General features: G+C 33.6%; 24 protein-coding genes and 1 pseudogene. 9 read left to right on the top strand and 16 right to left on the bottom strand.

Features of this window, described 5'->3' with window-relative positions; genetic code table 11:
• Positions 1-20 precede the first annotated feature (20 nt).
• The 14 genes from B3L86_RS11420 to B3L86_RS11355 all read right to left on the bottom strand — a co-directional run bounded on the left by B3L86_RS11420 (position 21) and on the right by B3L86_RS11355 (position 11,798).
• Positions 21-227: a gliding motility protein GldL gene (locus B3L86_RS11420; protein WP_291119157.1), complete on the bottom strand. Its 207-nt coding sequence runs from the start codon at positions 225-227 to the stop codon at positions 21-23.
• Positions 228-241: 14 nt separating this feature from the next.
• The gene (gene fabG / locus B3L86_RS11415) at positions 242-988 is read right to left on the bottom strand and encodes a 3-oxoacyl-[acyl-carrier-protein] reductase (protein WP_291119154.1); all 747 of its coding nucleotides are present in this window, start codon (positions 986-988) and stop codon (positions 242-244) included.
• 118 nt (positions 989-1,106) lie between these two features.
• On the bottom strand, positions 1,107-2,255 hold the full coding sequence (locus tag B3L86_RS11410) for a hypothetical protein (protein ID WP_291119152.1): 1,149 nt from the start codon (positions 2,253-2,255) through the stop codon (positions 1,107-1,109).
• Positions 2,256-2,269: 14 nt separating this feature from the next.
• Positions 2,270-3,148 (bottom strand): pirin family protein, encoded by an 879-nt coding sequence (locus B3L86_RS11405; protein ID WP_291119149.1) that lies wholly within the window; start codon positions 3,146-3,148, stop codon positions 2,270-2,272.
• A gap of 99 nt (positions 3,149-3,247) precedes the next feature.
• Positions 3,248-3,781, bottom strand: coding sequence for a DUF1697 domain-containing protein (locus B3L86_RS11400; RefSeq protein WP_291119145.1), 534 nt, complete (start codon positions 3,779-3,781; stop codon positions 3,248-3,250).
• Positions 3,782-3,827: 46 nt separating this feature from the next.
• Complete coding sequence (locus tag B3L86_RS11395; RefSeq protein ID WP_291119142.1) at positions 3,828-4,256, bottom strand: hypothetical protein; 429 nt, start codon at positions 4,254-4,256, stop codon at positions 3,828-3,830.
• A gap of 79 nt (positions 4,257-4,335) precedes the next feature.
• Positions 4,336-5,208: a succinate--CoA ligase subunit alpha gene (gene sucD, locus B3L86_RS11390; protein WP_188362207.1), complete on the bottom strand. Its 873-nt coding sequence runs from the start codon at positions 5,206-5,208 to the stop codon at positions 4,336-4,338.
• A gap of 100 nt (positions 5,209-5,308) precedes the next feature.
• Positions 5,309-5,671: a nuclear transport factor 2 family protein gene (locus B3L86_RS11385; RefSeq protein ID WP_291119139.1), complete on the bottom strand. Its 363-nt coding sequence runs from the start codon at positions 5,669-5,671 to the stop codon at positions 5,309-5,311.
• Between the two features lies 1 nt (position 5,672).
• The gene (locus B3L86_RS11380) at positions 5,673-6,602 is read right to left on the bottom strand and encodes a UDP-3-O-(3-hydroxymyristoyl)glucosamine N-acyltransferase (protein ID WP_291119137.1); all 930 of its coding nucleotides are present in this window, start codon (positions 6,600-6,602) and stop codon (positions 5,673-5,675) included.
• A 56-nt stretch (positions 6,603-6,658) separates the two neighbouring features.
• Positions 6,659-7,225, bottom strand: coding sequence for an elongation factor P (gene efp / locus B3L86_RS11375; RefSeq protein ID WP_291119133.1), 567 nt, complete (start codon positions 7,223-7,225; stop codon positions 6,659-6,661).
• Positions 7,226-7,313: 88 nt separating this feature from the next.
• Positions 7,314-8,099, bottom strand: coding sequence for an acyl-ACP--UDP-N-acetylglucosamine O-acyltransferase (gene lpxA, locus B3L86_RS11370; protein ID WP_188362203.1), 786 nt, complete (start codon positions 8,097-8,099; stop codon positions 7,314-7,316).
• A gap of 10 nt (positions 8,100-8,109) precedes the next feature.
• The gene (locus tag B3L86_RS11365; protein WP_291119128.1) at positions 8,110-9,498 is read right to left on the bottom strand and encodes a bifunctional UDP-3-O-[3-hydroxymyristoyl] N-acetylglucosamine deacetylase/3-hydroxyacyl-ACP dehydratase; all 1,389 of its coding nucleotides are present in this window, start codon (positions 9,496-9,498) and stop codon (positions 8,110-8,112) included.
• 11 nt (positions 9,499-9,509) lie between these two features.
• The gene (gene lpxD / locus B3L86_RS11360) at positions 9,510-10,529 is read right to left on the bottom strand and encodes a UDP-3-O-(3-hydroxymyristoyl)glucosamine N-acyltransferase (protein WP_291119125.1); all 1,020 of its coding nucleotides are present in this window, start codon (positions 10,527-10,529) and stop codon (positions 9,510-9,512) included.
• 27 nt (positions 10,530-10,556) lie between these two features.
• Complete coding sequence (locus B3L86_RS11355) at positions 10,557-11,798, bottom strand: HD domain-containing protein (protein ID WP_291119122.1); 1,242 nt, start codon at positions 11,796-11,798, stop codon at positions 10,557-10,559.
• 232 nt (positions 11,799-12,030) lie between these two features.
• Here B3L86_RS11355 and B3L86_RS11350 point away from each other — a divergent pair, with 232 nt between their 5' ends.
• From B3L86_RS11350 to B3L86_RS11335, 4 genes are all read left to right on the top strand, one after another.
• A complete protein-coding gene (locus tag B3L86_RS11350) occupies positions 12,031-13,584 on the top strand; it encodes a bifunctional response regulator/alkaline phosphatase family protein (RefSeq protein ID WP_291119119.1) in 1,554 nt (517 codons plus the stop codon).
• Between the two features lie 23 nt (positions 13,585-13,607).
• Positions 13,608-14,012: a tRNA (adenosine(37)-N6)-threonylcarbamoyltransferase complex ATPase subunit type 1 TsaE gene (tsaE, locus tag B3L86_RS11345; RefSeq protein ID WP_291119116.1), complete on the top strand. Its 405-nt coding sequence runs from the start codon at positions 13,608-13,610 to the stop codon at positions 14,010-14,012.
• An 86-nt stretch (positions 14,013-14,098) separates the two neighbouring features.
• Positions 14,099-15,292, top strand: a complete 1,194-nt coding sequence (locus B3L86_RS11340) for an alanine dehydrogenase (RefSeq protein ID WP_291119113.1) — start codon at positions 14,099-14,101, stop codon at positions 15,290-15,292.
• Between the two features lie 62 nt (positions 15,293-15,354).
• A complete protein-coding gene (locus B3L86_RS11335) occupies positions 15,355-15,741 on the top strand; it encodes a DUF4258 domain-containing protein (protein ID WP_291119110.1) in 387 nt (128 codons plus the stop codon).
• Between the two features lie 53 nt (positions 15,742-15,794).
• Here B3L86_RS11335 and B3L86_RS11330 read toward each other — a convergent pair whose 3' ends face one another.
• Positions 15,795-16,967: a proline dehydrogenase family protein gene (locus B3L86_RS11330; RefSeq protein ID WP_291119107.1), complete on the bottom strand. Its 1,173-nt coding sequence runs from the start codon at positions 16,965-16,967 to the stop codon at positions 15,795-15,797.
• Positions 16,968-17,109: 142 nt separating this feature from the next.
• Positions 17,110-17,580 carry a DUF6252 family protein gene (locus B3L86_RS11325; protein WP_291119103.1) on the bottom strand — a complete coding sequence of 157 codons (471 nt, stop codon included), beginning with the start codon at positions 17,578-17,580 and terminating at the stop codon, positions 17,110-17,112.
• A gap of 172 nt (positions 17,581-17,752) precedes the next feature.
• On the opposite strand from B3L86_RS11325, the gene aroB reads away from it, so the two are divergent.
• The 5 genes and pseudogenes from aroB to B3L86_RS11300 form a co-directional block, all read left to right on the top strand.
• Complete coding sequence (gene aroB / locus B3L86_RS11320) at positions 17,753-18,820, top strand: 3-dehydroquinate synthase (protein WP_291119101.1); 1,068 nt, start codon at positions 17,753-17,755, stop codon at positions 18,818-18,820.
• Between the two features lie 57 nt (positions 18,821-18,877).
• Entirely contained in the window at positions 18,878-19,057 is a 180-nt protein-coding gene (locus tag B3L86_RS11315) for a hypothetical protein (protein WP_291119099.1), read from the top strand.
• A 55-nt stretch (positions 19,058-19,112) separates the two neighbouring features.
• Positions 19,113-20,513 (top strand): arginine decarboxylase, encoded by a 1,401-nt coding sequence (locus B3L86_RS11310; RefSeq protein ID WP_291119097.1) that lies wholly within the window; start codon positions 19,113-19,115, stop codon positions 20,511-20,513.
• Between the two features lie 90 nt (positions 20,514-20,603).
• The gene (locus B3L86_RS11305; protein ID WP_188362190.1) at positions 20,604-21,578 is read left to right on the top strand and encodes a deoxyhypusine synthase family protein; all 975 of its coding nucleotides are present in this window, start codon (positions 20,604-20,606) and stop codon (positions 21,576-21,578) included.
• 11 nt (positions 21,579-21,589) lie between these two features.
• Positions 21,590-21,720: pseudogene (locus B3L86_RS11300) on the top strand (DNA primase); the annotation flags it as partial.

Raw genomic sequence — 21,720 nt, 5'->3', positions numbered from 1 at the left:
AATTATTATCTACCGGTTAACTATTTATTCAAAAAATCATTGCCATTATTACTGAGAAGCTTAACTATAAAAATAATTCCAGCTATAATTTTTGTAAACATTCCAATTGTCAAAATGAGATTTCCCGTTAATGGACCAATTTCAAAATGAATTATTTTAAGTAATGCACCAAAAATGGTTATGATTACACCGATGACGAAAAGAATTATAATATATTTATACTTCATTTTTTATAAACTCCCTAAGTCAACATTCCACCATCCACATTCATCACTTGTCCGGTTACGTAGGCACTCAAATCTGAGGCTAGGAAAAGACAAGCGTTTGCAACGTCTTCCGGTGTTCCGCCACGTTTTAGAGGAATGGAATCTCTCCAACCTTGCACTACATCTTCGTTTAATTTTCCGGTCATTTCGGTTTCGATAAATCCGGGAGCAATGGCGTTACAACGGATGTTTCGCGAACCCAATTCTAACGCAATTGACTTAGTAAAACCAATCATACCAGCCTTTGAAGCGGCGTAATTAGCTTGACCGGCATTACCTTTCACACCTACTACCGAACTCATGTTTACGATGGAACCTTTACGGTTTTTCAACATGATTTTTTGAACCGCTTTGGTCATATTGAAAACCGATTTTAAGTTGATTTCGATTACTTTATCAAAATCTTCTTCAGACATTCTCATCAAGAGGTTGTCTTTGGTGATTCCGGCATTGTTGATTAATATATCGATGGTGCCGAACTCAGCAATTACATCTTCGGCTAATTTTTGAGCATCGTTAAAATCGGCTGCGTTTGATTTGTATCCTTTGGCTTTGATTCCTAAAGCATTTAATTCGTTTTCTAAAACCAAAGCAGATTCTGCAGACGAACTGTAAGTGAAAGCCACATTTGCTCCATGTTGAGCAAAAACTTTAGCAATTCCGCTACCAATTCCACGACTGGCTCCGGTGATGATGGCTACTTTTCCTTCTAATAATTTCATACAATGTGAGTTTGTTTTGTTAGATTTAAACCACAAATATAGGTAATTCTATTGGCAGAATAGAAAGCTATAAGCGAGTTTTGTTGTTAAATGTAATTTAAAGTTTCTAGTAATGATACTACTCAGATGTACTATTAGTAATGTTTTGAGTGATTAAATAAAAAACAGTTACATTCTTGCCCGACCTTTCTGAAATTTTCTGGATTACATATTTCTCATTTTCATATTGAGCCAAAAGCATACCTTGATTTTCAACAACTCTTCTAAATTTATTTTTACGTATATCATGATCCAGAGACATAATAAGTTCTCGCTTAGGAATATAGAAAATTGCTCCTTCAGATTTTTTTATAAAACATTGTCTGCTCGCATTAATCCAACCCTGTTGTTGTTTATCATAAACCCATCCTGTTGAAACTTTATTTAAATTGTCTTGAATTTGTTTATCTGACAATTCTAAAAATGTGAATAAATCTTTAAAAATGACTTCACGTTCTTCTGTTTTATAAACTTGTTTTAAACTTTCTTTTGAATTGAGAAGCTTGATGTTATTTGGGTTTTCACTTGAATAAATAATGTCAATTTGCTGTCCTTTATAAAAATATTTAAATTGATACGAAGGAATCTCGATTGTTCTGCTAATGATTAAATTCTCTTTTGTTCTAAATTTTATCGTTATTTCAGCATCATCGGGGCGTTTTCGTCTTATTCCGCCTCCTTCATAATAATTTCCGTTTACCACTATTGCTTTTGTTTCTACTTTAGTGGCAATTAATTTTTTTTCGGCACCACTTTCGATGAGCCAAGAGATTAAAAAATAGAAAATTACAGCCGGAATAGCTGCTAATAAACCAAAAAAGGAAAAGAAATTTCCTAAGTCGAAATCCAAAGTAGGGTTTTCATCAATTTTTTCGGGTTTCCATGAATTGTAAAAAAACAGCATGCAATAGAGTCCTAAACACAATAAAAGTGCTCCTAAAACGGAAAGAATGCCCACATTTAGAACTATATTTTGAGTTGGAAGTAAGAAAAAGAAAATAAAAATCGTTAGCACAGTTAGTATTGTTGCGGAAATAAACGCAATTTTATTTCTTTTGATGATGAATTCTCTTTTGTATTGAGCATATAACTTATTGGCTTCTTGTTTGATATGTATTATTTCCTCTTCTGTTAAATTACTGGAATTTAATAATTTATCAATTTGATAGTTTAGGGTTTTACTTTTTTGTAGTTCGAAAACCTTTTGGATAAGTTGCTTGTTGTTCATTTAATTTATATGTTTTAAAATCCTTCTGGTAAAGAAACATAGGTTTCATCATTTTGCACCATGGGAAACGTTTTATTTCTCCAATTTTCTTTTGCTTTTTCGATGGTTGATGGATCAGATGCCACAAAATTCCAAAAAATTTGACGTTCTTGTTCAAACGGTTGTCCGCCAAAAAGAATGATATGCGAATTGGGATGGATGGTGAGCGAACACGCATCTTCTGCTTTGGAAACTAGCATATTTCCTTTTTCTACGTGATTGTCGCAGGCTTGAATGGAACCTTCAACGATGCAAATTCCTATTTCACCACGCACTTGTGCGTTGATTTGAAGTTGGTATTCTTCCTCAGTTTTAATTTCCACCATAAACATATCTGAAAATACGGGAACGGGCGAAGTTTTTCTGAAAGCGGTTCCGGCAACGAGTTTAAAATGGGTACTTCCCTCCTGCCAATGTGGTAATTCGTTGGCATCAAAATGATGGAATTCGGGTTGCATAAATTCTTTTTCTTTTGGAAGAGCGACCCAAATTTGATAGCCGTGCATCGTAAAAACGTTTCCGTTTCTGAGTTCTTGTGGTGTTCTTTCTGTGTGTGTGACGCCGCTTCCCGCAACCATCCAATTCACTGATCCGGGTTGGATTTTGACTTTCGTTCCTAAGCTATCCTCGTGCATAACGGCTCCTTCTAACAAAAATGTCAGTGTTGCGAGACCGATGTGTGGATGCTGATCAACATCCATATATTTTTCGGGACCTAACTCTGTTGGCCCCATGTGGTCGATAAAAATAAACGGGCCGACCATTCTCTTTTTACGAAAAGGGAGAATTCTGCCAACTAAAAAGTCGCCTATATCACGGCTACGTTCTTCTATAATTAAATCGATGTTTGACATGATACAAGTTTTTTATAAAAATAAAGAAAAGTTATGAGATAAAAAAAGCTCTAGCAACGCAGAACTTTTAAACCTATAAACTCTTAAACTTTTAAACCCCTAAAATAGTTCAATCAACTTATTCACCGTATTCCAATTTCGACTTGTAGCCGTTACATTTAACTTTTTTTCGATGTATTTTTGAGTCAATTTTGTATTTCCTGCACCGGTTTCTAATTTCATATAGATTCTGTTTCCATCTATGAAGGCTTCGTCGGGTTTAAATTGACTTATTTTTAATTCGTTCAATGCAGAATTGTTTAATTCTTTTGAGATAAAGGCAACATATAGTTTTTTAGTATCAACTCCTTTTTCATTAAAAAAAGGATTATTAGTCAGGCATTTTTCTAAGTCAGTTTTACTGATTACAATAATAGGAACATCTAAACCTAATTGTTTTGCAATTTCTTGTTTAATAGTAAAACCAACACTTTGTGGGTTTTCATCCTCCGTTTCTAAAAAAACATTTCCGGATTGAACGTAGGTTTCCACATTTTGAAATCCACTATTTTCAAGGATGATTTTTAAAGTATCCATTTTAATCATATTGTGACCGGATACGTTGATGCCTCTTAATAGTGCTAGGTGTTTCATTTTGTTGTTTGTAGATTTATTAAAAATAGTAATTTACTTAATCTTTTTAAAAAGCCACATTCCACCTCGGCAACTTTCCATTCTCCTTTAAAAACAATTGCAAAATTTGTCCTTCAACAAACGTTGGAATTACTTTGGTTTTGCTGTTATAAGTTTCATACCAAAAAACCTCAACCGCTTCAATTTTTTCTAGTTTTAATTGTGTTTTCCAAGAATATTTTCGAGCGGTTTTAGCAAACTGCTGTCCGTTAACGATTTTATCATACAAGCCACCATTTTTGGCTTTTAACGTACCGTCATTTTGAACAGTTCCGGTAGATCCTACCATAATTAATTCTTTATTATCTTCTTCAACATTATAAACCAAAAATACACCACTGGCATCATTTGGTGCATTACAAACCACTTCCAAGTCATCGTTTGACGAAAATTGAAAATTTCCACTATTTTTAAATTTGCTACCTTCTTTATACATTTCTATTCTTCTATTTTATATTTAAAAAAAATAAGCCCTGACTAATCAAGGCTTATCATAACTTTATATTTTTGGATGATTATCCTAAAACTTCTTTTACTTTTTTACCAATTTCAGCTGGTGAATCAACAACGTGAATTCCGCTTTCTCTCATAATTCTTTTCTTCGCTTCTGCTGTGTCATCTGCACCACCAACGATAGCACCTGCGTGACCCATTGTTCTTCCTTTTGGAGCCGTTTCACCTGCGATAAAACCAACAACCGGCTTTCGATTTCCGTCAGCTTTAATCCATTTTGCAGCATCGGCTTCTAATTGTCCTCCAATTTCACCAATCATTACAATACAATGCGTTTCAGGATCATTCATTAATAATTCTACTGCTTCTTTGGTTGTGGTTCCAATGATTGGATCACCACCAATCCCGATAGCTGTAGTAATTCCTAATCCTTGTTTTACAACTTGGTCTGCCGCTTCATAGGTTAACGTTCCTGATTTTGAAACGATTCCAACATTTCCTTTTTTGAAAACAAAGCCTGGCATAATACCTACTTTCGCTTCTTCAGGCGTGATAACACCCGGACAGTTTGGACCAATTAAACGACAACCTTTAGTTTTTATATAAGCATATGCTTTAATCATATCAGCTACAGGAATTCCTTCTGTGATTGTAATAATTACTTTAATTCCCGCATCAGCAGCTTCCATAATGGCATCAGCAGCAAAGGCAGGTGGTACAAAAATAATAGTGGTGTCAGCACCGGCTTGTTCTACAGCATCTTTCACTGTATTAAAAACAGGACGGTCTAAATGGGTTGACCCACCTTTTCCGGGAGTAACTCCTCCAACAACATTGGTACCATATTCAATCATTTGTGAGGCGTGAAATGTTCCTTCACTACCTGTAAAACCTTGAACAATTATTTTGGAATCTTTATTAACTAAAACGCTCATGATATTTTTATTAAATTATATTTAAAATGGTGATGCAAAAGTAGGTTTTTGACGCGAAATTCTCAAGTAAATTTTTATTAATTAAACATTTAATTTCAACTTAAGGTAATTGACTCATTTGATAACCTTTAAAAAGTTTACCGTCTTGAACTTCCCATACAACAAAAAAATTAGCTAAGACATTGATGTGATTTGGATTTTCAATGGTTGTGGCAAAATGAGTATATCGAACCGCCACCTCATTGTTTTCTGCTATAATATGATGAATTTGTACAATGGAAGAAACATAAGCAATTTTTAATTCTTCAGCCAATGCAAGTAAATCCTCTCGTGATTTTTTTACAAAACCTTTACTACTATTCCATTCTAAAACTACATCAGGATGCAAGAAAGAATCCATTAATTCGGGATTAGATAAAGCATCTGAATTATAAAAATCTAATACAATTTCTTTAGCATTCATCTTATTTCAATTTTTCTAAAATTTCTGGTATCCTTTTTACGTAAGCCAATTCTTTTAACTTTTCTCTGGATTCTTCAATTGGTGTTCCAAAATATGTTTTCCCTCCGGGAATCGATTTAGTTACACCGGTTTGCCCCATAATTACAGCTTTGGTTCCTATAGTTATTCCACTTGTAGTACCAACTTGTCCCCAAAGTGTTACCTCATCTTCAATTATTACGCAACCGGCAATTCCGGTTTGAGCAGCAATTAGACACTTATTTCCGATAACAGTATCATGACCAACATGCACTTGGTTGTCAATTTTTGTTCCGGCTCCAATTGTAGTGTCACCTGTAACACCTCTGTCTATGGTACACAAAGCTCCTATTCCAACATTATCCTCCACCACTACTCTTCCTCCGGATAACAATTGATCAAAGCCTTCAGGACGTTTTTTATAATAAAAAGCATCAGCTCCGATGATGGTTCCGGCTTGAATAATTACGTTATCACCAATTATACAATGGTCATAAATAGTAACATTAGCATGTATAAGACAATTAGACCCGATTTTCACATGATTTCCAATGAAACAATTGGGTTGAATTATTGTTTCCGCACCAATTTGAGCTGAAGGTGCAATGGATACATTAGAATAAGTAAACGGTCTGAAATGATTGGTCAATTTATTAAAATCACGAAAAGGATCATCAGAAATCAACAATGCTTTTCCCTCCGGACAATCAACTTGTTTGTTAATTAAAACGATTGTTGCCGCAGATTTTAAAGCTTTATCATAATATTTAGGATGATCAACAAAAACAATATCACCGGGCTCCACCACATGAATTTCATTCATACCTTGAACCGGAAAATTTTCATCTCCAACAAATTCACTACCAATAATTTGAGCTATTTCTTTAAGCGAATGTGTTTTTGGAAATTTCATAAAACTTGAAATTTGTTATTGAAATTGATTTTTGTAATTGAAATTGATTTTTGAAATTATTCTTTTACACGCTCCATGTAATTACCCGATGCAGTATCTATTTTAATTTTATCTCCTTCATTGATGAACAAAGGCACATTTACAGAAGCTCCTGTTTCTACTTTTGCTGGTTTTGTAGCATTGGTAGCTGTATTTCCTTTAACTCCAGGTTCTGTATAAGTTACTTCTAAAATAATTGAAGCCGGCATATCAACAGATAATGGTAAATCAGTTTCTGTATTGATTTGAACCATTACGTTGGTTCCTTCTTTCAATAAATCCGGTGCATCTAAAACATCTTTATTAAGAGTAATTTGTTCAAAACTTTCGGTATTCATAAAATAAAACTCATTTCCTTCTGAATAAAGAAATTGAAAAGTATGCGTCTCAACACGAACTACATCAATTTTATGACCGGCAGAAAAAGTATTGTCTAACACTTTTCCGTTGGTTAAACTTTTTAATTTTGTTCTAACAAATGCAGGACCTTTACCCGGTTTTACGTGAAGAAATTCAATGATTTTATAAATATCGTGGTTGTGTTTGATGCATAATCCGTTTCTAATATCTGATGTACTTGCCATTACTTTTTTATTTTGAATTTTAAATTTTATTTTTTTTGAACGTAGAAAAAACGTTCCTATTACCCATTGCCTTTTACCAATTAACTCATTAATAAACCCCGGTATATCCTTTCATAACTCCTCTTGATGAGTTTCGGATAAATTGAAGAATCTCATCACGCTCAGGAGAAGCTGCCATTTCGGCTTCTATAATGCTTACCGCTTGTGATGTGTTATAATTTTTTTGGTATAATATTCTATAAATTTCTTGAATCTCTCTAATTTTTTCAGAGGTAAAACCTCTTCTTCTCAAACCAACTGAATTGATTCCCACATAAGAAAGTGGTTCTTTTGCTGCTTTTGTAAAAGGTGGAACGTCTTTTCTGACTAAGGAACCTCCCGAAATCATAGCATGATCACCAATATTTATAAACTGATGCACTGCTGCTAAACCGCCGATGATTGCAAAATTTCCAACGGTAACGTGACCTGCCAAAGCAACTCCATTTACAATTATAGCATTATCACCAATGTGACAATCATGAGCAACGTGAGCCGTTGCCATAATTAAACAATTCTTCCCGATGGTTGTTTGACCGGAAGCGACTGTTCCTCTATTGATGGTAACACATTCTCTAATTGTTGTATTGTCGCCAATTATGGCCAGTGAATCTTCACCACCAAATTTTAAATCTTGAGGCACCGCAGAGATTACGGCACCTGGAAATATATTGCAATTCTTTCCAATTCTTGCACCTTCCATGATGGTAACATTGGAGCCAATCCATGTGCCTTCGCCAATTATTACATTATTATTGATAGTAGTAAAAGGTTCGATTACTACATTTTTTGCAATTTTTGCTCCTGGATGGACGTATGCTAAAGGTTGATTCATACTTACTTTATTAGTTCTTTTTTGCTATTTGTGCCATCAATTCTGCTTCAGCAACTAATTTTCCGTTCGCATAAGCATTGGCTTGCATGTGACAAATACCTCTACGAATAGGTGATATTAAATCACATTTAAAAATTAAGGTATCACCGGGTAATACTTTATGTTTGAATTTCACATTATCAATTTTCATGAAATAGGTCAAGTAATTCTCCGGATCCGGTACTGTGCTTAACACCAAAATTCCACCGGTTTGAGCCATCGCTTCAACAATCAAAACGCCAGGCATTACTGGAGCATCCGGAAAGTGGCCTATAAAAAACGGCTCATTCATTGTTACATTCTTCAAACCTACAACATGTTTATCTGATAATTCAAATATTTTATCAATCAATAAAAATGGTGGTCTGTGAGGAAGCATTGCCATGATTTTATGAATATCCATCAAAGGTTCTTGATGTAAATCATAGGTTGGCACTTGATTGCGTTGTTCTATTTTAATAATCTTAGATAGTTTTTTTGCAAACTGTGTATTGACAAAATGTCCGGGTTTGTTTGCAATTACCTTCCCTTGAATTCGGGTTCCAATCAAAGCTAAATCACCAACCACATCCAATAGTTTATGACGAGCGGCTTCGTTTGGATAATGTAAAGTTAAATTATCTAAAATTCCATTTGGCTTGACCGATATTTTATCTTTTCCAAAAGCAACTCTTAAGTTTTCCATTGTTGATGGCGATATTTCTTTATCCACATAAACAATAGCGTTATTTAAGTCACCACCTTTAATTAGTCCGTTTTCTAAAAGGGTTTCCAATTCATGCAAAAAACTAAACGTTCTGGCATTGGCAATTTCTTTTTTGAAATCAGAGACACATTTCAAATTAGCATTTTGTGTACCTAATACTTTCGTGCCAAAATCTACCATTGTAGTAACTTGATAAGTATCGCAAGGCATCACTAAAATTTCACTTCCTGTAGATTCATCGGTATAAGAAATAACTTCTTTTACTACATACACACTTCGTTCGGCATCTTGTTCAACAACTCCGGCTGTTTCTAATGCTTCTACAAAATATTTTGAAGAACCATCCATGATTGGTGGCTCAGATGCGTTTAATTCAATTATCAAATTGTCAATATCACAACCCACACAAGCAGCAAGAACGTGTTCGGAGGTTTGAATTTTAACCGCATTTTTTTCTAAATTAGTTCCTCGTTGTGTATTTACAACATAATTAGCATCAGCCTCAATGATTGGACTTCCTTCTAAATCAACACGAACAAAAGTAAAGCCGTTATTTACTGGTGCCGGTTTGAATGTCATAGTAACTTCTTTACCCGTATGTAAACCAACACCTTTTAAAGTGATTTCGTTTTGAATGGTTTTTTGCTTAACCATAATTTTAAATTTTATTTTATATCTTTTTTAATTTGTTCTAAGTCATTAATCAGTTTTGGTAAGTTCTTAAAATGAACATAAGACTTGGAAAAGTCACCATAATTGAATGCCGGAGAACCTTGTACTGTTTCTCCTTCTTTTAAATTTTTACCAATTCCCGATTGAGCTTGTATCCTTACACTATCACCGATAACAAGATGACCTGCAATTCCTACTTGTCCGCCAATTAAGCAATTCTTACCAATTTTTGTAGAACCTGCAATACCGGTTTGAGCAGCTATCACTGTATTCTCCCCTATTTCAACATTATGAGCCACTTGAATTTGATTGTCTAATTTCACTCCTTTTCTAATGATGGTTGACCCTAAAGTTGCTCTGTCTATTGTGGAACAAGAACCAATCTCTACATTATCTTCAATGATAACATTACCTATTTGTGGCACTTTATCATAAGTCCCATCAGGTTTTGGTGCAAAACCAAATCCATCAGAACCAATAATTGTTCCCGAATGAATGGTGCAATTGTTTCCTATTTCGCTTTCTGAATAAATTCGAACACCTGCAAAAAATATACAATTATCACCAATAGTAACATTATCACCAATAAAACTATTGGGGTAAATTTTTACATTTTTACCAATTTTTACATTTTTACCTATATAACTGAAGCTACCCAGATACAAACCATCACCATAAGTCACTTCATCAGAAATAACAGTGGGTTGCTCAATTCCTGACTTCATTAGTTTTACCTGATTGTAATATTCTAACAATTTAGAGAAGGATTTATAAGCATCTTCTACCCTGATTAAAGTAACCGATAAATCAAACTCAGGAATAAATGTTTTATTTACAATAGCAATGGAAGCATTTGTAGAATAGATGTAGTTATTATATTTTGGATTAGCCAAAAAAGTCAACGAACCTTCTGAGCCTTCTTCAATTTTTGACAGTTTATAGACTTCTGCGTTGGGGTTGCCAACGACATCGCCTTCTAAAATGCTTGCTATTTGAGTTGCAGTAAATTTCATCTTGACAAAAATATAAAAATCTACCTATTATTTACTACTTTCTGTAAGTACTTTTGGAAAACAACTGTAGAATTTAGTCACAGGCTTAGAAAAAGCCTTTGAATTTAATTGATCCGAAGCGACAACAACATCTTCAACTTTTCTATCTTTCTTCACAATTTTAATTGGTTCAATTGCTTTATTATAACCCAATGTTTTAATCTTTCCCTTAAAAATAAAATAATCAGTCTCAGCCAATGAAATAGGATAAATACTTACAAGTTGTTGTTTTAAAGTGGTAAGTGATTCTTTTTCGAACTTATCATTACTCACCTTTATTTTTAATAAATCACGATGAAGTAGCATTCTACTCAATGAGCTTAAAATAAAATCCGATTCATGTTGCCAAACTTTAATGGCACTTATGATATCAAAATCGTCCAGTTGAGCAAATTGATCTAATGTATCATTATTAAAATCAGAATATTCAATTCTATTTTGCAAAAAGAATTTTAACGGTTTGCTACACGATAAATCTGTCCCCTTCTGTAAAAGTTCCTTGGCTCGTTTAAAGACTCTAATCAACATGAGTTCTGCTACCAAACTGGTTTTATGAAGATAGGCTTGCCAATACATCAAACGTCTGGCCATCAAAAACTTTTCAATAGAATAAATTGCTTTTTCTTCCAAAACCAATTCGTCATTTACTACATTTAGCATTTGTATCAATCGGTCTGAATTGATATTTCCCTCGGCAACACCTGAATAAAAACTGTCTCGTTTGAGATAATCCATTCGATCCATATCTAACTGACTTGATATCAATTGAAGCATAAACTTTCTGTGATAATCTCCTTTAAAAATTTGAATTGCCAATGATAATTTTCCTTCAAATTCAACATTCAAACGATTCATAAACAACAACGAAAGTGCTTCGTGGTGTAAATTTTCAACAATACTTTGTTCTAAAGCATGTGAAAAAGGGCCATGTCCAATATCATGTAACAAAATCGCACAATACAATGCCGTTTCTTCGTCTTTGGAAAGTGCAACACCTTTAAATCGTAGTACCTCAACCGCTTTTTGCATAAGATGCATGGCACCTAAAGCATGATGAAATCGTGTATGATGAGCTCCTGGATATACCAAATAAGACAATCCCATTTGAGACACACGCCGCAATCGTTGAAAATAAGGATGTTGTACCAAATCAAAAATAAATTCATTTGGAATGGTTATGAAACCATATATTGGGTCGTTAAAAATTTTAAGTTTATTGGTGTGACTCAAAGTGTAAGTAATTTGATTGCAAATATAATGAAAATTTAAAGGGTTGTAATTTCAATTCCTGAGGTGTTAATCTGTATTAAAATTTTACAAAATAGTTGTCATTTTAAAAATGGTAGAATTCAATAATTGTACACACACTTTTTTTACTAATTTATAGCAACATTTACAATAACTTTGTAATTTCTTTCGTTGGTGAATACCTAACTTGCCGTCATAAATAGATATCAAAACTATGAACAACATAAAAATACTTTGGGTGGATGATGAAATTGATTTATTAAAACCACATATTCTTTTTTTAGAATCAAAAAACTACAAGGTAACTACTTGTAACAACGGTAGAGATGCCATTGATGTTTTTGAAAATGACAATTTTGATATTGTTTTTTTGGATGAAAACATGCCCGGAATGAGTGGCTTGGAAACCTTATCAGAAATGAAAGAATTAAAATCTTCCATTCCCATGATTATGATTACTAAAAGTGAAGAGGAATATATCATGGAAGAAGCTATCGGTTCTAAAATTGCCGACTATTTGATTAAACCTGTAAATCCCAATCAAATCTTATTGAGTTTAAAAAAGAACTTAGATCATTCCAGATTAATCACCGAAAAGACCACACTAGATTATCAAAAAGAGTTTCGCAAAATTGCCATGGATATGGCGATGGTCAACTCATTTGAAGATTGGACTGATTTGTACAAACGGCTATTGTTTTGGGAATTGGAATTAGAAAACATTGAAGACCAAGGGTTGATTTCTATTCTAGAATCACAAAAGACAGAAGCAAACATGCAGTTTGGGAAATTTATTGAAAAAAACTACGAAGATTGGTTTGATGAAAAGGCCGACAAACCCGTCTTGTCGCATAAATTATTCAGGGAATATGTGGTTCCGGAACTTGTAAAGAAAGACAAGCCTATTTTGTTTGTTGTTATTGACAATTTGCGTTACGATCAATGGAAAGCGTTTGAAAGTGTAATAAACAACCACTACAAATTAGAAAAAGAATATGCTTATTATGCGATGCTTCCCACAGCAACACAATATGCCAGAAATGCCATTTTTTCGGGTTTAACACCTCTTGAAATGGAAAAACAATTTCCGCAATATTGGAAAAACGATGTGGAAGACGGCGGAAAAAACCTTTATGAAGGCGAATTTTTAGAAGCTCAACTCAAACGATTAGGTTTGAACATTAAGAGTGATTATTTTAAAATAACCAATTTTAAAGATGGAAAAAAATTAGTTGAAAATTTCAAAGGACTAAAAAACAACGATTTAACCACGATTGTTTATAATTTTGTAGACATGCTTTCACATGCCAAAACTGAAATGGATGTGGTAAAAGAATTGGCTTCTAATGACAAAGCCTATCGTTCATTGACTTTAAGCTGGTTTAAAAACTCCCCTCTTTTAGAAATGATTCAACTGGCACAACAAATGGGTTTCAAACTCATCCTGACAACCGATCATGGCACCATTAATGTTAAAAACCCATCCAAAGTTATTGGTGACAAAAACACAAGTTTAAACCTTCGATACAAAACCGGAAGAAGTTTGACTTATGAAGATAAAGATGTTTTTGTAATCAAAGACCCAAAAAAAGTAGGATTACCGGCTATCAATATGAGTAGTTCGTTTATTTTTGCAAAAAATGATTTGTTCTTGGCCTATGTAAACAATTACAATCATTATGTGAGTTATTATAGAAATACCTATCAACACGGTGGTATTTCTTTAGAAGAAATGATTGTGCCTTTTTTGGTTTTCAATCCAAAATAACATAAAAAATACATGTTTAAAAAATGACATATTGTTTTGATTTAACCACTATCCATGAGGCGGTTCAATTTTTTTTAGATGCAAAACCCCAACGGGTGGTTGTATTACATGGCGAAATGGGTGCCGGAAAAACCACTTTCATAAAAGAAGTAGCTAAGGCACTTGGCGTTAAAAACACAACATCCAGTCCTACTTTCTCTCTAGTAAATGAATATGAAACGGCTGATGGATTCATATACCATTTTGATGTATATCGATTAAAAAACGAATTAGAAGCTTTGGATTTTGGCATTGAAGACTATTTGTATTCCGGACATTGGTGTTTTATTGAGTGGGCAGAAAAAATTCCGAATTTAATTCCTGAGAACCATACCGTTCTTTCCATTGAAACTTTAGAGGATGGAATAAGACAACTCACCATTACTTAATTTTAAATTAGTTGACTTAGAAAAATAAAATTATTTACGTATAAAAAAATTGCCTAAATTAGTCGTTAATTTCCATAACATTACCTATGCCAATTACACCCTTTTCCAAACAACAATTACTTCCACAGGAAGAGAAGCTTGAAATAGCCCGACACAAGAGTGAATTGTTTATTGGCATTCCAAAAGAAACGTCATATCAGGAACGTAGAATCTGTTTAACTCCTGATGCGGTAAGTTCGTTAGCCAATCACGGTCATAGAGTAATGTTGGAATCAGGTGCCGGAGAAAGTTCGAGTTATTCCGACAAAGAATACAGTGATGCGGGAGCGGAAGTTACACAAGACCCAAAAAAGGTTTTTAGTTGTCCGATGATTTTAAAGGTTGAACCGCTTACGATGGCAGAAATTGAAATGGTAAATCAAGGTACCATTGTTATCTCGGCTATTCAGTTAAAAACACGAAAAAAAGAATATTTTACAGCTTTAGCCAAAAAGAAAATTACGGCTTTGGCCTTTGAATTTATAAAAGATGAAGATGGTTCTTATCCTGCGGTAAAGTCGTTGAGTGAAATTGCGGGAACTGCCTCTGTATTGATCGCGGCAGAATTAATGATCAATCAACAAGTTGGGAAAGGCTTGTTGTTTGGAAATATCACTGGAGTTCCTCCCACAGAAGTTGTTATTATTGGTTCCGGAACCGTAGCTGAATTTGCTGCAAAAACAGCAATCGGACTGGGTGCCAATGTGAAAGTATTCGATAACTCTATTACAAAATTGCGTCGACTGCAAAACAACTTGAGCCAACGTATTTTTACTTCCACCATCCAACAAAAAAGTCTTTTGAAAGCTTTACGTCGTTGCGATGTTGCCATTGGAGCTATGAAAGGAGAAGACCGAACGCCGGTAGTTGTCTCAGAAACTATGGTAGAACACATGAAAAGAGGTGCCGTTATTGTTGATGTTTGCATCGATACAGGTGGCTGTTTTGAAACTTCTGAAATTACTACACATGAAAAACCAACTTTTGTAAAAAACAACATTATCCATTATTGCGTTCCTAACATTCCTTCACGATATTCTAAAACTGCCTCGTTATCAATTAGTAATATTTTGAGCCCCTATTTAATTCAAATTGCAGAAGACGGCGGACTAGAAAGTGCCATCCGATGCAATCGTGGATTAAAAAACGGGGTCTATTTTTATCATGGAATTTTAACTAACAAAGCCATTGGTGATTGGTTTGATTTACCCAATAGTGATATTAATTTAATTGTTTTTTAAGACCAAATAAAGTTAGGTGACTTCAAGAATTGTAGTTATTTTTGCAGTCAAATTACACGAAAATGAAATTTTATCAACGATTGTCCTTTTTCCTCTTCGGATTATTATTGGGCGTTATCTTTTTAGTTTACTTTTTAGGAGCCAAAGCAGAGTCGAGAGGAGTTACTTTTTGCTATTTGCCAAATTGTAGGGTTTTAAAAGACATTAGAAGTAAACCCTTTCAATATTCTGATGAAGTAAAATTAATACTTTCAGAAAAATGGGTTGATTCCACCGATATAAAAAATACTTTAACTTATGGTGATGTAGATTTTGGAAAAAGCAATATTAAAGTTGGTAACGGAAAATTATATGTTGTTGAAGGAAAAACAAAAGACAATACACCTATTATTTTAACGGTTATCAATTATGAAAGCAAAGCCGTATTAAAGGAAATTGAAAAAAAATAAACTAATCAAAAAGCCAATCTAAAGTCTATTCCTTGATTGGCTTTTTTTTTCAATTAATCTTCTATTTTTCTGCGTTTTCGCTCTTTGGTAATCAACATTAATTCCCGACTGGTTTGTCCTGCAACAGATGTATTTTCTTCGGCACGTCTTATCAAATAAGGCATCACATCTCGAACAGGCCCGAAAGGTAAATATTTGGCAATGTTGTAACCTTTTGCTGCTAAATTAAAGCTAATGTTATCACTCATACCAAACAATTGACCAAACCAAATTCTGGAATCATTTTTGGCAATTCCTTTTGATTCCATCAATTGCATTAATTTATACGAACTTAATTCGTTGTGCGTTCCCGCAAAAATGGCCATTTTGTCAAGATGTTCAATCATATAGTGAACTGTGGCATCATAATTATCGTCTGATTTTTGTTTGGTTGCACAAATCGGAGAGCGATAGCCTTTTTCTTCTGCACGACTGTTTTCTTTTTCCATGTAGGCTCCGCGAACCAATTTCATACCAATATAAAAACCTTCTTCTTGTGCCTGGGCATGTAATTTTTTCAAATAATCCAAACGATCCCAACGATACAATTGCAAGGTATTGAAAACAATAGCTTTTTCTTTGTTGTATTTTTGCATCATTTGTGTTACCAAATCATCTGCAGCATCTTGCATCCAACTCTCTTCTGCATCAATTAATAAAGGTAAATTTTTTTCGTGAGCCAATTTACAAACCGCATCATATCGTGCTACTACTCTACTCCATTCTGCTTGTTCTGCATCAGTAAGCGTTTTTTGGGCTCCTACTTTTTCATACAAATCAATCCTGCCAAATCCTGTTGGCTTAAAAACACCAAACGGAATGGCTTCTTTTTCTGCAGCAAACTCAATGATTTTTAAAATCTTTTGAGTAGCAGAATCAAATTGTGCTTCATCTTCCTTGCCTTCCACAGAATAATCCAACACGGAAGAAACGCCTTTTGAATACATTTTATCCATCACAGGAATACAATCTTCTTCACTCACACCGCCACAAAAATGATCAAAAACAGATGCTCTTATCAACCCTTCAACAGGTAAATGTGCTTTCAAAGCAAAATTAGTAACCGCTGTTCCTATCCGAACAAGTGGTTCATTGTTAATCATCTTAAAAAGAAAATAAGCTCTATCAAGTTCGGTATCGCTTTTTAAAGAAAAGGCAACTTGGGTATTGTCAAATAATTTATCCATTTTTTCAAAATAATAATACAAAGATAAGTAGTGTAGTAAAATTAAAATAGCAACTTGCTATAATAATTTAAATAAAAAATTAGCATATAAAAAAAGGCTCAACTATAACTGTTAAGCCTTTTTTATTTACTAATTAATATAATTAATCTTGAATATTATAAGCTCTAAATGAACCGTTTGTAACTACAACCTCTTCTCCTTCAAAAGAAGTTCCGGAAAAAGTAAAAGTACCTTGGATGTATTCTGAACTCACACTAGTAATAGTAATACTTCCTGAAGTAGCATCAAGGTTAAGATCTTGTCCCAAACTAAAACTTGCATTGTAAGATTCTACATCAGAAGGAGTGTCTGTTACTACAAATGTTCCCACTTGAGAAACTAATGGCATCCACAAAGAGATATCAACAAATGAATCATCAGAACCTTCAAAATATCGGATGTTTTTTGATAAGGAAGTTGAAGTATAAGGATCAATAAAATTATATTGTACTCCGTTGTGTGTAAATTTGATAAAAAGATTATCAGCACTTTTTGAGTCGTCACTGCTACAACCGGCAAATAAAACAAGTAACGCTAAAAAAGGCAATGCAAAGAATTTAATTTTTGTTTTCATGATAGTAGGTTTGTATTTTTAAATTAGCTGTAAATATAGGAGAAAACAACCACATTGTCTAATGATAATATAGTAATCACAAAATTTAGAAGCATTACAGCTTATAAAACTCCATTAATTTTAGTTATTTTGTAATGGCTTTAGTTAAGAACATCAAATCATATTCGTTTCCATGGAAAACATACAAGCGTCAGATTACTACATTTATTTCAACCATTTAGGATATCAATTTCTAAATCAATTTTTAGAGGAAAATAATTATTCCAAACATTTCATTTTAGTGGATACCAATACCAATGAGAATTGTTTGGCTCATTTTCTATCACAAATTTCAGCTGAACTAAATATGGAAATCATTGAAATTGAACCTGGAGAAGAATTTAAAACCATTGAAACTTGTGTTCAATTATGGAATAGTTTGACTGAGTTGGGTGGTGATAGAAAATCTATAGTATTAAATTTAGGTGGAGGTGTCATTTCTGATATTGGTGGATTTATTGCATCTACATTCAAAAGAGGAATCGACTTTATTAATATTCCCACTACCCTTTTGGCTATGGTTGATGCTTCAATTGGCGGAAAAAACGGTGTTGATTTGGATCATTTAAAAAATCAAATTGGCGTCATCAACAATCCAAAAGCGGTTGTGATTGATACTTCATTTTTAGAAACATTACCACAAAATCAAATGCGATCCGGATTGGCAGAAATGATGAAACACGGTTTGATTTATGATAAATTGTATTGGGAAAAGTTCACCCAATTGAACCAACAAAATGCTGAAGATTTAGATACTTTGATTTATGAATCAGTGCTCATAAAAAATGCCATAGTTTTGCAAGATCCAACTGAAAACGGAATTAGAAAAGCCTTAAATTTCGGACACACGCTGGGTCATGCTATTGAAAGTTACTTTCTTGAAAACATCAAAAAAACTACATTGTTACACGGTGAAGCCATTGCCGTTGGTATGATTTTAGAAAGCTATATTTCGCTACAAAAAGAATTAATTCAAAAAGAAGATTACTTACAAATCAAAAAAACCATTTTATCCCTTTTTGATAAAGTAATTTTTGATGAAACAGACATCCAACCCATTGTTGATTTATTGATTCACGATAAGAAAAATGAATACGGAACGGTTCAATTTGTATTACTGAATGGAATTGGTACAATAAAAATTAATCAAAATACTGAAAAAGAATGGATTATAGGTTCTTTTGAAGATTATAAAAGATAACATTTTTTTTAAGTAAAGGTTTGTAATACCGTTATAATATTTTTTACATTTGCCACAATGAAAAACAATCAAAATAGAAATGTATTTTCCAAAGAAACCTTTGGACTTCATTGGACTTTTCAACGTTTTATGAAAAATTCTGTGACGCATAAAAACTCCATCAATTTTGATACTTCAGAAAGTTTGATACAATTACACGAAAAACTGCAAATTGTTTTTGCAAATATTCGAGTTTGAAATTTAGATTGCATCTTTTTTTACATTACTTTTAATCTAAATTATTGACATCTAAATGAACACAAAATACTTCGACTTAATCAATCAAACCTTCTACTTTCCACAAGAAGAATTTACTTTAAATAAAGATAACCTACAGTTTCACAACATCGATTTAATGAAAATTGTAGAGCAATATGGAACTCCGTTAAAGTTCACTTATTTACCACAAATTTCTAATAACATCAACCGTGCAAAAGGTTGGTTTAGAAAAGCAATGGAGAAAAATAAGTACGATGCCAAGTACTATTACTGCTATTGTACCAAAAGTTCACATTTCAGTTTCATTATGAATGAAGCCTTCAAAAACAACATCCACATTGAAACTTCTTCTGCTTTTGACATTGACATTGTAGAAAACTTGATGGCGGAAGGTAAAATCAATAAAAACACCTATGTAGTTTGCAATGGTTTTAAACGTGAACAATATATTGATAACATTGCCCGATTGATCAATAACGGTCATAACAAAACCATACCTGTTATTGATAATTACGAAGAATTGGATTTACTGCAAGAAAAAATTGACGGTAAATTCAAAATCGGAATTAGAATTGCTGCTGAAGAAGAACCTAAATTTGAGTTTTATACTTCCCGTTTAGGTATAGGGTACAAAAACATTGTTCCTTTCTACAGAAAACAAATAGAGGAAAATAAAAATGTGGAACTAAAAATGCTGCATTTTTTCATCAATACAGGCATTCGTGACACAGCTTATTATTGGAATGAGTTGTTAAAATGTATGAAAGTATATGTGGCATTGAAAAAAGAATGTCCAACCCTAGACAGTTTGAATATAGGTGGCGGTTTCCCTATTAAAAATTCGCTCGCTTTTGAATACGATTACCAATACATGATTGACGAAATTATCAATCAAATAAAAATCTCCTGTGAAGAAGCCGATGTAGATGTACCAAACATATTTACTGAATTTGGTTCGTTTACGGTTGGTGAAAGCGGCGGTGCTATTTATCAAGTACTGTATCAAAAACAACAAAATGATCGTGAAAAATGGAACATGATTGATTCCTCTTTTATCACTACATTACCGGACACTTGGGCAATCAACAAGCGTTTTGTAATGTTGGCTATCAACCGTTGGAACGACACTTACGAACGGGTTTTGTTGGGAGGATTGACTTGTGATAGTGATGATTATTACAACTCGGAACAAAATATGAATGCGGTTTATTTACCAAAATACAATAAAGAAAAACCGTTATATATTGGATTTTTCAACACAGGAGCTTATCAAGAAACCATTGGAGGTTTTGGCGGATTACACCATTGTTTGATTCCGCAACCCAAACATATTTTAATTGATCGAGATGAAAACGGAATTTTGGCAACGGAAGTTTTTTCAGAACAACAGAGTGCCGAACAAGTATTATCGATATTAGGATACGAGAAAAAATAACATTTTTGACACAAAAAAGTGTTTGTCTTTTAAGAAAAAAAAGTTTTTCTTTGGACAACGATTAATTGCATACAAACTAAGAAATAGAAAATGAGTAAAGGTCCTATTAGTCAATTTATTGAAAAAAATTATCTTCATTTCAACGCTGCAGCTCTTGTTGATGCCGCAAAAGGATATGAACAACATTTGCTTGAAAACGGGAAAATGATGATTACCCTTGCCGGAGCGATGAGTACGGCTGAGTTAGGAAAATCATTAGCTGAAATGATTCGTCAAGATAAAGTACACATCATTTCTTGCACCGGAGCCAATTTGGAAGAAGATATTATGAACCTTGTTGCTCATAACTCCTATAAAAGAGTTCCTAATTACAGAGATTTAAGTCCACAAGACGAATGGGACTTATTAGAAAATCATTATAATAGAGTTACCGACACCTGCATTCCCGAGGAAGAAGCTTTCCGTAGATTACAATCACATTTGTTCGACATATGGAATAATGCGGATTCTAAAGGTGAGCGTTATTTTCCACATGAATTCATGTATCAAATGATCAACTCGGGTGTTTTAAAACAATACTACGAAATTGATCCAAAAGATTCTTGGATGGTTGCTGCAGCTGAAAAAAACCTTCCAATAGTTGTTCCCGGATGGGAAGACAGTACAATGGGTAACATTTTTGCCTCCTATTGTATCAAAGGTGAGTTCAAACCCACTACTATGAAAAGTGGTATTGAATACATGATGTGGTTAGCCGATTGGTATCCTAAAAACTCTGAAGGAAAAGGCGTTGGCTTTTTTCAAATTGGAGGAGGAATTGCCGGCGACTTCCCTATTTGTGTAGTACCAATGTTATACCAAGACATGGAGATGCACAACATTCCGTTTTGGAGTTATTTTTGCCAAATATCTGATTCAACCACTAGTTATGGTTCCTATTCAGGAGCAGTACCTAACGAAAAAATTACGTGGGGAAAATTAGATATTAACACCCCCAAATTTATTATTGAATCGGATGCAACCATTGTTGCACCCTTAATTTTTGCTTACTTACTTGATTTATAACAGATTTTTTTATGAGAAGAATTATTGTTGACTATGCCAAACTTACGAATGATATCTTATCCATGCTAGTGGAGAAATTTCCTGATGGTTATGAAGATACGGATATTATCCGTTTTAGAAATGCCCAAAACGAATTGATTGA

The organism is Flavobacterium sp. UBA6135 (genome assembly GCF_002428305.1).
Lineage (GTDB): Bacteria > Bacteroidota > Bacteroidia > Flavobacteriales > Flavobacteriaceae > Flavobacterium.
Note: the sequence above shows the minus strand (reverse complement) of the source record. Positions and strands in the feature narration are given on the sequence as shown.